We start from the raw sequence: 13,334 nt of genomic DNA on the forward strand, positions 1-13,334 counted from the left end.
CGTGCATGGGTGGGAGGCCCCCGAGGTGGCGGTCGCCATCCGGGGAGTTGTCATGGATTCTTCGGCAGCACCCGGACCGGCGTTGCGTCGATGACCCCGGCATTCCGGCCGCATTTCGCGCGACAGGGGGGCTCAACCCGGCGGCCCAGGCTGGGCCATACTTGCGGTATGCAGGCCCTAGCCGTTCGAACACCCCTGCGCGTGCTGCACCTGGAGGATTCCGACCTGGACCATGCGCTGGCCATGGCCCAGCTGCAGCGTGCCGGGCTGACGGTGCTGGCCACCCGGGTGGAGGACGAAGCCGCCTTTCGCGCTGCCCTGTCCGAATCCTGGGACATCGTGCTGTCCGACTACAACCTGCCGGGTTTCAGCGGCATCCGCGCGCTCGAGATCGTCCGCGAGATGGCCGAGCCGCCGCCCTTCATCCTGGTGTCTGGCGAGATCGGCGAGGACGTCGCGGTGGCGGCCATGCGCAACGGCGCCAGCGACTACCTGCTCAAGCAGAACCTGGCCCGCCTGGCGCCGGCGGTGGAGCACGCGATCGACGCCCACGCCAGCGAGCGCGCCCGGCGCGCTGCCGACCAGGCGCTGGCGGCCTCGCGCGAGCGGGTGTCCGAGCTGGCCCAGCACCTGCAGACCACGGTCGAGCAGGAGCGCGCGGCGATCGCCCGGGAAATCCATGACGACGTCGGTGGTTCCTTGACCGCCCTCAAGTTCGATCTGGCCTGGCTGGGCCGCCACATCGGCGAGAACACGCCCGAGGTGCGCCAGCGCCTGGAGACCGCCACCGAGACGCTGACCCACGCGCTGGAGGCCAGCAAGCGCATCATGCACAACCTGCGCCCGGCCATCCTGGAGCAGGGCCTGGTGGCCGCGCTGCAATGGATGGCCACGCGCTTCGAGCGCCGCACCGGCATCGCGTGCAGCTTCCGCGCCAGCCAGGACCTGCCGCCGCTGCCGGCCGGCGTGCCGCTGGTCGCCTACCGCACCGCCCAGGAGGCGCTGACCAACATCAGCAAGCATGCCCAGGCCACGCGGGTGGCGATCGACCTGACTCTGGCCGGCGGCGTGCTGTCGCTGGAGGTGGCCGACAACGGCCGCGGCCTGTCGCCCGAGGACCTGGCCAAGACGCGCAGCTTCGGCATCCGCGGCCTGCGCGAGCGCTCGGGCACGGTGGGCGGCTGGGTCGATCTGTCCAGCGGCGCCGGCGGCACCACACTGATCCTGTCGATCCCGCTCGACGGCCAGGCCACGGCCGACGAGGAACCGGGGGCGCCGGATCCGGGACTGTTCGGCGAGGTGGGACACGACCCGTCCGCCTGGGGGGAGCCATGACCCGCGTCATCATCTGTGACGACCACGCGCTGATCCGCCGCGGCATCCGCGACACCCTGTCGGATGCGCCCGACATCGAGGTCATCGGCGAGGCCGGCGACTACGGCGAGCTGCGTGCGCTGATGCGCCAGGAACGCTGCGACGTGCTGGTGCTGGACATCAACATGCCCGGCCGCAGCGGCCTGGACGTGCTGCACGTGCTGAAGGACGAGGGCTCGCCGATCAAGGTGCTGGTGGTCAGCATGTACCCCGAGGACCAGTACGCGATCCGGGCGCTCAAGGCCGGCGCCTTCGGCTATGTCAACAAGGGTGGCGATCCGGCGCAGCTGGTGCAGGCGGTGCGCACCGTGGCGCAGGGCCGCAAGTACGTGACGCCCGAGATCGCCCAGATGCTGGTCGAGAGCCTGACCGCCCCCGAGGTGGCCAATGCCCACGAGAAGCTCTCCGACCGCGAGCTGCAGACGCTGGTGATGATCGCCAGCGGCAAGCGCCTGGCCGACATCGCCAACGAGCTGATGCTCAGCCCCAAGACCGTCAGCGTCTACCGCGCCCGGGTGCTGGAGAAGCTGGGCCTGTCGAACAACTCCGAGCTGACCGTCTACGCGATCCGCAACGGCCTGGTCGGTGAATGAGGACACCCGGCGCGGGGGTACCCGCGCCACCCTCCGAGAGGGTGCGCGGCCGCTTGGGGCGAGCCAGGACGCCAGGGCGTCCTGCGGACGGCCTGGCGCCTGCCGAGCCGTCCGAGCTCTGCGAGGCCGTGGGGAGGGCCCGGCGCTGGCCGCGCGGGCCGGCCCGATCCTCAATGGAAAGGCGCGCGGTAGACCCACACCGGCTTGCCCGGCACGGTCTCCAGGCGCGCCGCGGGCGTCCAGCCCACCGCCTCGAACTCCAGGCTGACCAGCCAGGCGCCGGGGCGCAGTTCGGCCTGGGCCTTGGCCATCGCCCGCGGCATGCTTTCGGGCCGCTGGAACAGGTAGACCATGTCCAGACCCGACCAGTCGGCGCGCCAGATGTCGCCGCGCCGCACCCGGGCGAAGCGGCAGCGCAGCCGGCACAGCACGGCCAGCGGCCAGCTCCATTCCAGGCCTTCCAGCCGGGCACCGGGGTATTCGGCGCGCAGCGCCAGCAGGCCGTCGCCCAGGCCGCAGCCGGCGTCCATCACCCGGGCACCCGGGGGCAGGGGTGCCGCGGCCGCCAGGCCGCGCAGGGCCGCGGTGGGCGTGGGAAACAGCGGCGCATCACGCCAGGCGTTCACCGGGTAGAGCAGGGCCAGCAGGGCCAGCGGCAGCAGCCAGGCCAGCGGCGGGATGGCCACCTGGCCGGCGACCAGCACCGACAGCGGAAAGCCGGCAAACAGGATCAGCCGGCGCATGCCGGTGGCGCCGCGCCAGGCCAGCAGGGCCGACAGCCCCAGCGCCAGACCGAAGCCGACGACCGGCAGACCCGCGGCACCCAGGGCGAGGAACAGCGCCCAGGCCGCAGCCCAGGTCAGCAGCGCAGGAAGGGGCCAGACGAGTGACATCGGGCCGATTGTGACGACGCCCGCACAGGGCGGGCGCCGGGAAAAGCGGGCGAGGCCGGGCTCAGAAGCCCAGCGAGGCCAGCAGGTCGTCGACGTCGTCCTGCTGCAGCGCGCGGTCGGGCACCTGCACGCCGGCCAGATCCTCGGTGGCGCCGCTCATCGCGCTGACCGGGTCCGGCAGGTCGCCGTCGGCCAGCACATGCTTGAGTTCGTCCTCGACGCGGAACAGGATCCGCATCACCTTGCCGATCACCTGGCCCGACAGGTCCTGGAAATCCTGCGCCAGCATCACGTCGGTCAGCACCCGGTTCTGGTCGTCGGCGAAGGCGGCAGCGCTGGCGGCGTAGTCGGCGCACAGCTTCATCATCACGCGCGAGCGGGCGGTGTCGATCTCGGGCGACTCGGCCAGGCGGCGCATCGCCTCGGCGATCTCCAGGCCGCGGCGGCGGACCTCGTCGCAGGCGGGCTTGGCCTCGTCGATCAGGGCCAGCACGCGGTTGGCCGCCTGCTCGGTCATCTTGCCCACGTACTCCAGGCGCTCGCAGGCGTCGGGCACCTCGCGGACGGCCTGGCGCAGCTCGGGCTTGACCCAGGTACCCGGGGCGGTGTGATGGGAGGGATCGGGCAGCATGGGAGTGCCTTCTCGGTGGTGTTGTGTCGGGGGCGGTGGCGGTTCGGCGGGCTCAGTCCGGGCGCAGGAAAGGCATCGGCGACTGTCGCCGTGCGCCGTTCTTGCGGCTGCGGTGCACGGCTTCCAGACCGTCTCGACCGCCGTTGAGCAGGCCGTTGACCAGACCCTGCACGTCATCGACGCCCAGGCCGGCCACCGCCGGGTGGTAGCGCTGGATCGCGGCGGCCAGGCTGGCCCGCGGCACACCCTGGTGGGTCGCGCAGATCAGCAGCACCGCCTCGAACAGGTCGGGCACCTCCTGGCAGATCCATTGGATCCTTCGCAGGCACTCGACGGGTCTTCCGGCCTGGCGGGGCAGCAACCAGTGCGGCGCCTCGTCGGCGGGCAGCGCGGTCTCGTCGGCGGCGTGCGCCTCGGTGATCACGGCAGCCTCAGAAGCCCAGGCTGGCCAGCAGGTCGTCGACCTCGCCCTGGTTGGCCACCACGTCGGCGCGGCCTTCCGGCGCCACGACCGGGCCCTGCAGCACGGCCGGGTCGACCTTGTCGCGCTGCTCGGGCGGCACCACCTGCAGCAGCAGCTTGACGAGGCTGTCTTCCAGGTCGTTGGCCAGGGTCACGACCTTGGCCACCACCTGGCCGGTGAGGTCATGGAAGTCCTGGGCCAGCATGATGTCGGTCAGGTGGCCGTCGATGCGGCTGGTGCTGTCCTCGACATCCTTGACGAAGTTCATCACCCGGCCCGAGGCGACCGCGCGCACCGGGTCCCTGACCAGCGCCTCGGCCAGCTCGCGCGTGGCCTGGCTGATGTGGTGGTGGTCGGCCTTGGCCTGGTCCACCGAATTCAGCACCTTGTTGGCCGCGTCGGCGGTCTTGTTGGCGATGTAGTTCAGGCGGCTGCGCGCATCGGGCAGGCCATCGGCGGCGACCTGCAGCTTGGGCATCACGCCCAGCTGCTGCATCGTGTCGTGCAGCAGCCGGGTGATCGAGCCCAGCTGCTGGAACACCTCGGGCGATACCGTCAGTGGCTCGGTGGGGGCCAGCGTGGTCAGATCTTCCATCTTCATGGGACGCTCCCGGGCGTGGAGGAAGGGGTCAGGCCGGCGTGGCCAGCTTCTGCAGGATCTTCTGGACCTTCTCTTCCAGCGTCGCCTTGGTGAAGGGCTTGACGATGTAGCCGGCCGCGCCGCTTTGCGCCGCCAGGACGATGTCCTCCTTGCGCGCCTCGGCGGTGACCATCAGCACCGGCAGCTGCTTCAGGCTGTCGTCGGCCTTGATGGCCTTGAGCAGCTCGAAGCCGTTCATGTTGGGCATGTTGATGTCGCTGACGACGAAGTCGAAGCGGGCGTTCTTCAGCATGTTGAGCGCCACCTGGCCGTCCTCGGCCTCCTCGACGTTGTTGCAGCCCATCTCCTTGAGCAGGCCGCGCACGATGCGGCGCATCGTCGAGAAGTCGTCGACGACAAGGAACTTCAGATCACTGGGATGGCTCATGGCGGTCCTCGGTACGGGGGGAATGAGGCGTTTATCGGTCGCTGGCGGCCGGGCTTGAGCCCGGGGTGTCCTCGGCGGGCGGGGGATCGGCCTGGACCTCGGGCTTGAAGACCCGGTCCTCGGCCTCGCGGTTCATGACGATGATGCTGATGCGCCGGTTGGTGGGCGCATTGGGGTTGTCCTTGTCGAACAGCTGACTGCTGGCCAGGCCCTGGACGCGCAGCACGCGCCGCTCCTCCAGACCGCCCAGGATCAGCTCGCGCCGGCTGGCGTTGGCCCGGTCGGCGGACAGCTCCCAGTTGCTGTAGCCGCGCTCGCCGCCTGAAAAGGGCTGGGCGTCGGTGTGGCCTTCCAGGGTCAGCAGGTTGGGCACCTCGCCCAGCAGCTCGCCGATGGCGCGCAGCAGTTCACGCATGTAGGGCTTGACCACCGCCGAGCCGGAATCGAACATTGGCCGGTTCTGGTCGTCGACGATCTGGATGCGCAGGCCGTCGCGGGTCATGTCCAGCCGCACCTGCGAGGAAATGGCCTTGAACTTCTCGCTGCCGGCCATGCGCTGCTCGATGGTGTTCTTCAGCTCCTCCAGGCGCTGGGCCTCGGCGCGGATCTGCTCGGCCTTCAGCGCCTGCAGGTTGAAGGTGCGCTTGGGCGCCTCCACCGCGCCGCGCTTGACCTGACCGCCGCTGCGGGTGATGTCCTCGCCGCCGCCCTTGATCACGCTGGATGAATCGCCCGAGCCGCTGCCGCCGCCCAGGGCCACCTTCAGCGGCGACTGGAAGTAGTCCTGCAGACCCTTCTTGTCGCCCTCGGTGGTCGAGCCCAGCAGCCACATCAGCAGGAAGAAGGCCATCATCGCCGTCACGAAGTCGGCATAGGCGATCTTCCAGGCGCCACCGTGGGCACCGTGGCCGCCCTTCTTGACCTTCTTGACGATGATCGGTTGAAGCTTCTTCGCGTCGCCAGCCATGGCGAACCCCTTACTTTTTCTTCACGTGGCCTTCGAGCTCGGAGAAGCTCGGGCGCTCGGTGGAGTAGAGGACCTTGCGGCCGAATTCGATCGCCACCTGCGGCGCATAGCCCTGCATCGAGGCCAGCAGCGTGGTCTTGATGCACTGCAGCTCCTTGCCGTCCTCGTCGATCTTCTGCTCGAGCAGGCCGGCCAGCGGCTCGGCAAAGCCGTAGGCCAGCAGGATGCCCAGGAAGGTGCCGACCAGCGCCGAGCCGATCATGCCGCCCAGCACCGCCGGCGGCTGGCCGACCGAGCCCATGGTGTTGACCACGCCCAGCACCGCGGCGACGATACCGAAGGCGGGCAGCGCGCCGGCCAGGCGGGCGATCGCCGCGGCGGCGGCGTGCGCCTCGTGGTGGTGGGTCTCGAGCTCGGTGTCCATCAGGCTCTCGATCTCATGGGCGTTGAGGTTGCCCGAGACCATCATCCGCAGGTAGTCGGTGATGAACTCCACCGCATGGTGGTCGTTGCCCACCACCGGGTACTTCTGGAACAGCGCCGAGCTGTGCGGGTCTTCCACATCCTTCTCGATCGACATCAGGCCCTCCTTGCGGGCCTTCTGCAGGATGTCGTAGAGCAGCGCCAGCAGCTCCATCGCGCGGGCCTTGGAGTACTTGCTGCCCTTGAAGCAGGCGCCCAGGCCCTTGGCCGTGGCCTTCAGCACCTTGGGCTGGTTGTTGGCCACGAAGGCGCCCAGCGCGCCGCCGAAGATGGTGAGCATCTCGAAGGGCAGCGCATGCAGGATCACGCCGATGTTGCCCCCGTGCGCGATGTACACGCCGAAGATGCAACCGATGGCGACCAGCCAACCGACGATGACAAACATGGTGATTCCGTTCCCGCAGGCGACGTGCTGGCCACACCGGACATCGGGCGGCCTCTGGGGCTCATATCGGTGTGATCTTGGCGGGCCTTGAGCCAGGCAAGGGGCCGATAAGCCCCGCGGTGGCGGGCCTGTTCATGCTGGACAAGAAAAAAGGCGGGCGCCTGTGGGGCGGCCCGCCTGAAAAGCACAGGGGTTGTGCTAGGAGGAGACAAGCATGAACGGAAAACGGTTCAGTGATGAGAGCGTTGTCGGCGCCACAAGTTCCGGCCTTGAGCGGCGGCTTGTGCGCTTTGACACGGTCCCGGCACCTTCAAGGGGTCATTCGCAGGTGGCCGCCTGGCGCGCCACGGCGCTGGGCAGTTGCAGCGAGCCGGCCTGGCGGCCCTTGCCGGCACGGGCGGGCGGGTTGCACAGGCCGCACACATAGTGCTTGGCGATCTCGTGCGGGTGGGTCACGTAGTGGCCGCCGCACTTGGTGCACTTGGTCATCGTCAGCATGCCGTTGTCGACGAACTTGACCAGGCGCCAGGCGCGGGTGATGGTCAGCTGGGGCTCCAGTCCCTGGGACTGGGTCTGCTCCAGGTAGAGCTGGTAGGCCTTGATGATCGTGTCGATCTCTTCCAGCTCCGAGGTCTTGTTCAGGTACTCGTGGATGTTCAGGAAGAGGCTGGCGTGGATGTTGGGCTGCCAGGTCATGAACCAGTCGGTGGAGAAGGGCAGCTGGCCCTTGGAGGGGCTGCGGCCCGAGACTTCCTTGTACAGGCGCAGCAGTCGCTCGTAGGACAGGTCGGTCTCGGACTCCAGCACCTGCAGGCGCGCGCCCAGGTTGATCAGCGTCACCGCGCGTTCGATCTGGCGGGCTTCGGTGAGGATGCTCTTGGTGCGGGCCATGGTGCTTCTCCGTCCTGGGGTGTCTGGTTCAGTGAGTGTTCAAGGTCGGCCGGGCCAGCGCCGGGCCCGGCGACTCAGTTCATGCAGCTTCCTGGTGGCGGCCGGCCATCAGGATCGAGGCGTGCAGGCGCTGGACGCTGTCGTTGGCGGCCGACTTGCCGTGGCTGGTCAGCAGGCTCCAGACCAGGTCGTCGTCCATGCGGAAGCGGCACAGCAGGGTGTTGCCGGTGGCGATCTTCATCATCTGGGCCGGGGTCAGCGTGACCAGCAGGTTGGCGGTGTCTTCGGAGATGCCCAGGCGGAACAGGGCCTGCTCGCGGTCGGCGCGGATCAGGCTCTGGGCCAGCATCAGGTACGACAGGTTGGCTTCGCGGATCTCGGCGAGGATTTGCTGGGTGTCCATGGTGTTGCTCCTGTGTGCGGTGGAAGGGATTCGTGTCGGCGTGGAATGAACTGTAAGGACCGAAACAGGCTGGAAACATCGGTTCACTTCCAGCCCTTGAGTCCGGGTTTTTCTGTCAGCCGTGTCAGGCAAATTCCTACAAGCCGTGTCATCCATCCGCGGATCGGCCCGGCGGCGGGCGATCCGAGAGCGGCCCGGGGGTGGCGTGGCGCGTGGCGTGCGAGCCGGTCACCGGCCCAGAAACGGCCGCTCGGCGCCCTGTTGTTCGGCCGATCTGCCCGGCGTGGGCGCGCCACCATGGGCGTCTCGGGCCGTCCGGTCCGCATTCGTCAGGAGACGCCGCGTTGAAAGTCGCCGTCATCACCCCGTACTACAAGGAATCTCGGGCCTGGCTGACCCGCTGCCTCGACAGCGTGGCGGCGCAGACCCATGCCTGCACCCACATCGTCGTCGCCGACGGGCACCCGCAGGACTGGATCGACCAGCGAGAGGTGCGCCACCTGCGCCTGGACCGCGCCCATGCCGACTATGGCGACACCCCGCGCGCGCTGGGCGGCCTGATGGCGGCCAACGAGGGCTTCGATGCGGTGTGCTTCCTGGATGCCGACAACTGGTACGGCCCGCGCCATGTCGAGTCCTGCATCGCGCTGGCGCAGCGCGGCGACTTCGACTACCTGACCACCAAGCGCCACATGGTGCGTGACGACGGCAGCATCCTGCCGCTGCGCATCCGTGAGGACTGTGACGGCTCGCACGTCGACACCAACTGCTACTTCCTGATGCGCGGCGCCTTCCACACCCTGGCGCGCTGGACGCTGATGCCGCAGCCGATGCATGTCTTCGGCGACCGTGTCTACCTGGCGTCGCTGCTCGACGAGGGCCTGCGCACCGCCTGCACCGAGCAGCGCACCGTGCACTACCTGTGCACCTGGGCGCACCTGTTCCGCGCGGTGGGCGAAACCCCGCCCGACTACGCCAAGGAGCCGCGTCCGGTGGAGGACCTGCCGCGCTGGTACGCGGCCCTGTCGCCGCGCGAGCGCCAGCTGACCCAGCGCCTGTCCGGCATGCCGCCGCCGGGCCCGCGCGCCGTTCCCCAAGCCTCACCGGAGAAGGCCCATGTCCAAGCGTAACCTCGTGATCGTGCGTGCCGGCGACAAGTCGCTGCATGGGGACTGGCTGCGGCCCCTGGGGGCCGAGCGCTCCTGGGACCTGGTGGTGAGCTACTTCGGCGACGATCCCCAGATGCACCGGCGCCCCGACGTGGTCCGCATCGACGGCAAGGGGCCGAAGTGGAAGGGCCTGCACCAGGTGCTGGTCTCCGGCGCGCTGGACTGGTCGGCCTACGATCGCATCTGGCTGCCCGACGATGATCTGGCCTGCACGCCGCAGGCCATCGACCGGCTCTTCCTGCTGGCCGAGTATTTCGAGCTGCAGCTGGCCCAGCCTTCGCTGTCGCACGACAGCTACATCAGCCATGCGGGCACGGTGCACAACCCGCGCTTCCTGATGCGGCGCACCAACTTCGTCGAGGTGATGGCGCCGGTGCTGACGCGTGAGCTGCTGCAGCGCGTGCTGCCCACGCTGATCGAGAACGAGAGCGGCTGGGGCCTGGACTACCTGTGGGCGATGTATGTGGACCGCCCCCGCGAGGACATCGGCGTCATCGACGCGATCCAGATCCGCCACACCCGGCCGGTGGGCGGGCCCAACTACGAGCGCCTGCGCGCCGAGGGCAAGTCGCCGCACCAGGAACTGGCGCGCCTGCGCAAGAAGTACGAGCTGACCGACATCGCCCATGTCTGCTGGTCGGCGATCGCCGCCGACGGCACCGAGATGAGCATGGACGAGGTCGACCAGGCGCTGCCGCTGCTGCAGGCGGTGCTGGCTGGCCAGCGGCCGTGGCTGAAGGCCGAGTTGCAGGAGGAGGGCGGCGTCATCGCCGGTCACCTGCGGCACTGCCCGGCGCTGCGCCTGGCGGCCGAGAGCAGCCGGCAGATGGCGGCCTGAGATCGGCGCGCCGGCCCCACGGCATCAGGGCCATCCTCGGATGGCCCTGCGTCTTTATTGGTGAGGGGGGCGTGCGGGCCGATCAGGCCGCGGCGCGGACCGGCTGCGGCGGCGCCTTGTTCAGCGACAGGTCGCGGTACTGGCCGGTGGTGTCGGTGAACGAAAAGCCGCGCTGCGGCGCGATCTGGATCATGTACTGGTTCATCGGCAGCGCCACGAAGGGCAGACCGATCGCCTCGGCAAAGTAGATCGCGAACGGGCAGACCAGCGTGGGCTCGAAGCGCAGGTCGTGCTGCCACGGGTTGTTGCACAGATCATCGCCGCCGATCACGCCGCCCGCCTTCATCTTGGGCAGCAGGCGCAGCAGGTCGATCGTGATGCCGCGCAGCGTGTGGTCGCCGTCCACATAGGCGAAGTCCAGCGACTGGTCGGGGATCTGGTCGATCACCTCCAGCGTGCGTCCGCGCAGCACGGTGATCCGCTCGCGCGCGAAGGCCGTCTTGGCCATGGCCTCGGCGTAGACCGCCTCGAAGGCCTCGGGCGCCACGTTGAACGGCTTGTTCCAGTCCGGCAGGCGGGCCCAGGGGTCGACCATGTAGTAGCGCGCGATGTCGGGGCGCTGGGCCAGGATCTGCGCGGCGAAGTCGCCCTTCCACACGCCGATCTCGGCCATCTGGCCGGCGGGCATGGTCTGCATGGCGCGCAGCCACAGGCCGGTGCGGCTGGGTTCCTGGACCAGGGGCCGCAGGAAGTCGGGGGCGGTGATGTCCATCGTGGTGTTCTCCTCGGTGTCAGCCGACGCAGGCGGGCGCCGGCGACGCCGCGGCGCGGCCGTGGAAGGCCACCGTCCGGTCCGGCCAGCGAGCCAGGTATTGGTCGATCAGGGCGCAGGCCTGGGCGCGCTGGCCGGCAAAGCTCAGCTCGGCCAGCGCATCCAGCAGCTGGTGCAGGGCCTGGTTCTCGCTGTCCACGACCAGCTCGGCCTGGGTGCGGTTGAGCTGGCGCTCGGCGAAGTCGCGCCGCAGCCGGGCGCCCACCCGGGACTCCAGCTGCTGCAGGCGCTGCTCGTCGAACAGGTCGTCATAGCGCAGGAACAGCACGTCGACGCCCGCGCGGTAGGCCTGCACCATGCGCCGGTAGGACTGGCGCCACACGGCCAGCGCGTCGTGCAGGCTGATGCGGAAATCCAGCAGGTAGGTGGCCACCTGGCATTCGCGCAGGATGCTGGCCGCGCTGACCGCCGGCGGGCGGTGGATCGACAGCACCAGCGCATCCGGCAGCTGTTCCAGCCAGGCCGGCAGCGTGATCGACATGCGAGGATCCTTCAGGCACAGCGGGCGGTCGCGCACGGCGTCGGCGATCTGGCGGCGGTGCTGGTCGTTCCAGGTGGCCGGCATGCCATCGTCGAAGCGGGCCAGCCACAGCTGGTGCGGCTCGAAGCCCTGCAGCAGGTGGCGGGTGGCGTCGGCGCCGTGCCGGGCCATGGCCGAGTGGACCTGGATGGACTCGTTGAGGTCGTTGATGTGCGCCGCCTCGAAGAAGCCCTTGGGGTTCGATACCTGCGGCTTGTACAGGTCGCGCGCATGGTGGTGGGTCTCGGGGCTGAACATGCCGGCCAGGCAGCTGGTGCCGCTGCGGCCGGAGCCGACGATCAGCACCGATCGCACCGGCGGCGGGGCCGCGGGCGCTGCCGCCGCTGCGGCCGGGGCTTCGGTCTGTGCCGGCGCCGGCAGCTGCACGCCCAGGGCCTGCAGCGGATGCCACAGCAGGGCGGCCGGCGGATCGGTCCAATCCGTGTCCTGCGCGTCCATGGCCAGCAGGGCGTCCCGGATCGCGGCGTCGCGCTCGGCCCGCGCCGGGTCGGCCGGCGACAGCACCAGGGCGGCGCGGCGGATGTCGCGGTAGCTGGCCAGCGCGCGCAGGCTCAGCGTGCGCAGCAGGTTCGGTCGCCAGCCGGCGGCTGCCCAGGTGTCCAGCTCGCGGGCCAGCGCGCCGGCGGCGCGCGGCGTGGCCGGCCAGTAGGCGATGCCCCCAACCAGGCCGGGCGCCGCCGCGGCGGCGATCTCGTCGGTGAAGCCGCTGTCGGTCTCGGGCGCCAGCAGCAGGTCCACGGCCTCGTCGGCCTGGTCGGGCTGCGGCACATGCTGGTGCAGGTCGGGACAGGCCAGGGCCAGGCCGTCGCGCCAGAGCGGCGGGCCGATGACGATGGCCCGGCGGGCGTCGGTGGCGCCGACCAGGTCGCGCAAGGGGGCCAGGTCCAGGCGCTGGCCCTCGGCCTCGGTCCGGGTGGGAGCCGGGGGATCGGGCCAGCCCAGCCCGGCGCTCAGGCGCGCCACGGCGTCCGAGCGCAGGCAGCGGGCGTGGCGGATCAGCGGCGGGTCGCCGGGCAGCGGGTCGGCCTGGCAGGGCGCGTCGGCGCCTTCGCCGGCGGTGGCCAGCGCGATCACGTCGGCGGTCTCCAGCGCCTGCCCGGTGACCAGGCGGTCCAGCCAGCGGCGCCAGCCGAACTGCGCCCGCGGCAGCGCATGGGCGCCACTGCGCGCCCGATGGACCTGCCAGGCATGCAGGATGCTGGCCGCCACCTGGCCGCGATGGCGCGCCGGATAGCAGGCCAGCGTGGCCGAGGTGCACTGGTACAGCGGCAGCGGCTGCTCGTCGAGCACCGGCGTCTGGCCGGGGCCGCCCAGCCCCAGGCGGGCGTCGTCTTCGCTGCGGCGGCGCAGCACGGCCGGTGCCGGTGGCGACAGGGGCTGGCTGAGCCGCATCGGCAGCTCGGCCGGGTGGCTCGGGCCGCCGTCCCGGGCGGCGCGCGCGGCGTCGGGCACATGGCCGTGGCGCTCCAGCACCGCACCGGCGCCGGGGGGCAGTGCGGCCAGCTCGGCCTCCATCGACGCGCGGTCGGTGCAGCGGATGAACTGGTCCAGCGTCAGCAGGAAGACCAGCTCCGGATTGAAGGTGGGCGCCACCATCCGGTAGGTGCGCGTGCACTGCTCGGCGTCGGACTGGCCCAGCGCCGGTGCGTCCACGATCAGCAGGGGCAGGCCCTCGGCGCGCAGCGCCTCGAGGACCTCGCGGGTCCCGTCGAACGAGCCCTGGTCGATGACGACCAGCAGGTCGGTCAGCGGGGCGTGGTGGCGGACCCAGGCCTCGGCGATGTCGGCATCGTTGCGGGCAATGGCAAGCAGGGCGGTGTTCATCATGGGGTGCAGGTCAGGG

Annotated in this window: 15 protein-coding genes; 4 read left to right on the forward strand and 11 right to left on the reverse strand. The window is 70.3% G+C overall.

Going from position 1 to position 13,334, the window contains the following annotated elements:
- Window positions 1-168: 168 nt before the first annotated feature.
- On the forward strand, window positions 169-1,335 hold the full coding sequence (locus tag KAK03_RS04350; RefSeq protein WP_210851958.1) for a hybrid sensor histidine kinase/response regulator: 1,167 nt from the start codon (window positions 169-171) through the stop codon (window positions 1,333-1,335).
- Window positions 1,332-1,967, forward strand: coding sequence for a response regulator (locus KAK03_RS04355; protein WP_210851959.1), 636 nt, complete (start codon window positions 1,332-1,334; stop codon window positions 1,965-1,967). Before KAK03_RS04350 ends, KAK03_RS04355 begins: the two co-directional genes overlap by 4 nt.
- A gap of 170 nt (window positions 1,968-2,137) precedes the next feature.
- Here the strand turns inward: KAK03_RS04355 and KAK03_RS04360 are convergent, their stop codons facing one another.
- The 9 genes from KAK03_RS04360 to flhD form a co-directional block, all read right to left on the reverse strand.
- Window positions 2,138-2,860 carry a class I SAM-dependent methyltransferase gene (locus KAK03_RS04360; RefSeq protein ID WP_210851960.1) on the reverse strand — a complete coding sequence of 241 codons (723 nt, stop codon included), beginning with the start codon at window positions 2,858-2,860 and terminating at the stop codon, window positions 2,138-2,140.
- A 61-nt stretch (window positions 2,861-2,921) separates the two neighbouring features.
- Window positions 2,922-3,491, reverse strand: a complete 570-nt coding sequence (locus KAK03_RS04365) for a protein phosphatase CheZ (protein ID WP_210851961.1) — start codon at window positions 3,489-3,491, stop codon at window positions 2,922-2,924.
- A 52-nt stretch (window positions 3,492-3,543) separates the two neighbouring features.
- Window positions 3,544-3,915 carry a hypothetical protein gene (locus tag KAK03_RS04370; protein WP_210851962.1) on the reverse strand — a complete coding sequence of 124 codons (372 nt, stop codon included), beginning with the start codon at window positions 3,913-3,915 and terminating at the stop codon, window positions 3,544-3,546.
- A gap of 7 nt (window positions 3,916-3,922) precedes the next feature.
- Entirely contained in the window at window positions 3,923-4,555 is a 633-nt protein-coding gene (locus tag KAK03_RS04375) for a protein phosphatase CheZ (RefSeq protein WP_210851963.1), read from the reverse strand.
- Window positions 4,556-4,583: 28 nt separating this feature from the next.
- A complete protein-coding gene (gene cheY / locus KAK03_RS04380) occupies window positions 4,584-4,982 on the reverse strand; it encodes a chemotaxis response regulator CheY (RefSeq protein WP_210851964.1) in 399 nt (132 codons plus the stop codon).
- A 31-nt stretch (window positions 4,983-5,013) separates the two neighbouring features.
- A complete protein-coding gene (gene motB, locus KAK03_RS04385; protein WP_210851965.1) occupies window positions 5,014-5,949 on the reverse strand; it encodes a flagellar motor protein MotB in 936 nt (311 codons plus the stop codon).
- A gap of 10 nt (window positions 5,950-5,959) precedes the next feature.
- Window positions 5,960-6,817, reverse strand: coding sequence for a flagellar motor stator protein MotA (gene motA / locus KAK03_RS04390; RefSeq protein WP_210851966.1), 858 nt, complete (start codon window positions 6,815-6,817; stop codon window positions 5,960-5,962).
- Window positions 6,818-7,135: 318 nt separating this feature from the next.
- On the reverse strand, window positions 7,136-7,708 hold the full coding sequence (gene flhC / locus KAK03_RS04395; RefSeq protein ID WP_210851967.1) for a flagellar transcriptional regulator FlhC: 573 nt from the start codon (window positions 7,706-7,708) through the stop codon (window positions 7,136-7,138).
- 79 nt (window positions 7,709-7,787) lie between these two features.
- Window positions 7,788-8,111 carry a flagellar transcriptional regulator FlhD gene (gene flhD / locus KAK03_RS04400; protein WP_210851968.1) on the reverse strand — a complete coding sequence of 108 codons (324 nt, stop codon included), beginning with the start codon at window positions 8,109-8,111 and terminating at the stop codon, window positions 7,788-7,790.
- Window positions 8,112-8,455: 344 nt separating this feature from the next.
- Between flhD and KAK03_RS04405 the strand changes: the two genes are divergently transcribed.
- Window positions 8,456-9,241: a glycosyltransferase family 2 protein gene (locus KAK03_RS04405; RefSeq protein ID WP_210851969.1), complete on the forward strand. Its 786-nt coding sequence runs from the start codon at window positions 8,456-8,458 to the stop codon at window positions 9,239-9,241.
- Complete coding sequence (locus KAK03_RS04410; protein ID WP_210851970.1) at window positions 9,228-10,118, forward strand: DUF707 domain-containing protein; 891 nt, start codon at window positions 9,228-9,230, stop codon at window positions 10,116-10,118. The genes KAK03_RS04405 and KAK03_RS04410 overlap by 14 nt, the downstream gene beginning before the upstream one ends.
- Window positions 10,119-10,200: 82 nt before the next feature.
- On the opposite strand, the gene KAK03_RS04415 is transcribed toward KAK03_RS04410, so the two are convergent.
- Together KAK03_RS04415 and KAK03_RS04420 are read right to left on the reverse strand one after the other, a co-directional pair.
- Window positions 10,201-10,890: a class I SAM-dependent methyltransferase gene (locus tag KAK03_RS04415; RefSeq protein WP_210851971.1), complete on the reverse strand. Its 690-nt coding sequence runs from the start codon at window positions 10,888-10,890 to the stop codon at window positions 10,201-10,203.
- A gap of 19 nt (window positions 10,891-10,909) precedes the next feature.
- Window positions 10,910-13,318, reverse strand: a complete 2,409-nt coding sequence (locus KAK03_RS04420; RefSeq protein WP_210851972.1) for a sulfotransferase — start codon at window positions 13,316-13,318, stop codon at window positions 10,910-10,912.
- Window positions 13,319-13,334 lie beyond the last annotated feature (16 nt).

This window comes from Ideonella alba, from assembly GCF_018069845.1.
GTDB lineage: Bacteria > Pseudomonadota > Gammaproteobacteria > Burkholderiales > Burkholderiaceae_C > Ideonella > Ideonella alba.

Excerpts from the sequence above, each read along its gene's own strand:
- cheY (WP_210851964.1), bottom strand. The coding sequence starts at position 4,982 with ATGAGCCATCCCAGTGATCTGAAGTTCCTTGTCGTCGACGACTTCTCG.
- KAK03_RS04350 (WP_210851958.1), top strand. The coding sequence starts at position 169 with ATGCAGGCCCTAGCCGTTCGAACACCCCTGCGCGTGCTGCACCTGGAG.
- KAK03_RS04355 (WP_210851959.1), top strand. The coding sequence starts at position 1,332 with ATGACCCGCGTCATCATCTGTGACGACCACGCGCTGATCCGCCGCGGC.
- KAK03_RS04365 (WP_210851961.1), bottom strand. The coding sequence starts at position 3,491 with ATGCTGCCCGATCCCTCCCATCACACCGCCCCGGGTACCTGGGTCAAG.
- motA (WP_210851966.1), bottom strand. The coding sequence starts at position 6,817 with ATGTTTGTCATCGTCGGTTGGCTGGTCGCCATCGGTTGCATCTTCGGC.
- KAK03_RS04420 (WP_210851972.1), bottom strand. The coding sequence starts at position 13,318 with ATGATGAACACCGCCCTGCTTGCCATTGCCCGCAACGATGCCGACATC.
- flhD (WP_210851968.1), bottom strand. The coding sequence starts at position 8,111 with ATGGACACCCAGCAAATCCTCGCCGAGATCCGCGAAGCCAACCTGTCG.
- KAK03_RS04375 (WP_210851963.1), bottom strand. The coding sequence starts at position 4,555 with ATGAAGATGGAAGATCTGACCACGCTGGCCCCCACCGAGCCACTGACG.
- flhC (WP_210851967.1), bottom strand. The coding sequence starts at position 7,708 with ATGGCCCGCACCAAGAGCATCCTCACCGAAGCCCGCCAGATCGAACGC.
- motB (WP_210851965.1), bottom strand. The coding sequence starts at position 5,949 with ATGGCTGGCGACGCGAAGAAGCTTCAACCGATCATCGTCAAGAAGGTC.
- KAK03_RS04410 (WP_210851970.1), top strand. The coding sequence starts at position 9,228 with ATGTCCAAGCGTAACCTCGTGATCGTGCGTGCCGGCGACAAGTCGCTG.
- KAK03_RS04360 (WP_210851960.1), bottom strand. The coding sequence starts at position 2,860 with ATGTCACTCGTCTGGCCCCTTCCTGCGCTGCTGACCTGGGCTGCGGCC.
- KAK03_RS04415 (WP_210851971.1), bottom strand. The coding sequence starts at position 10,890 with ATGGACATCACCGCCCCCGACTTCCTGCGGCCCCTGGTCCAGGAACCC.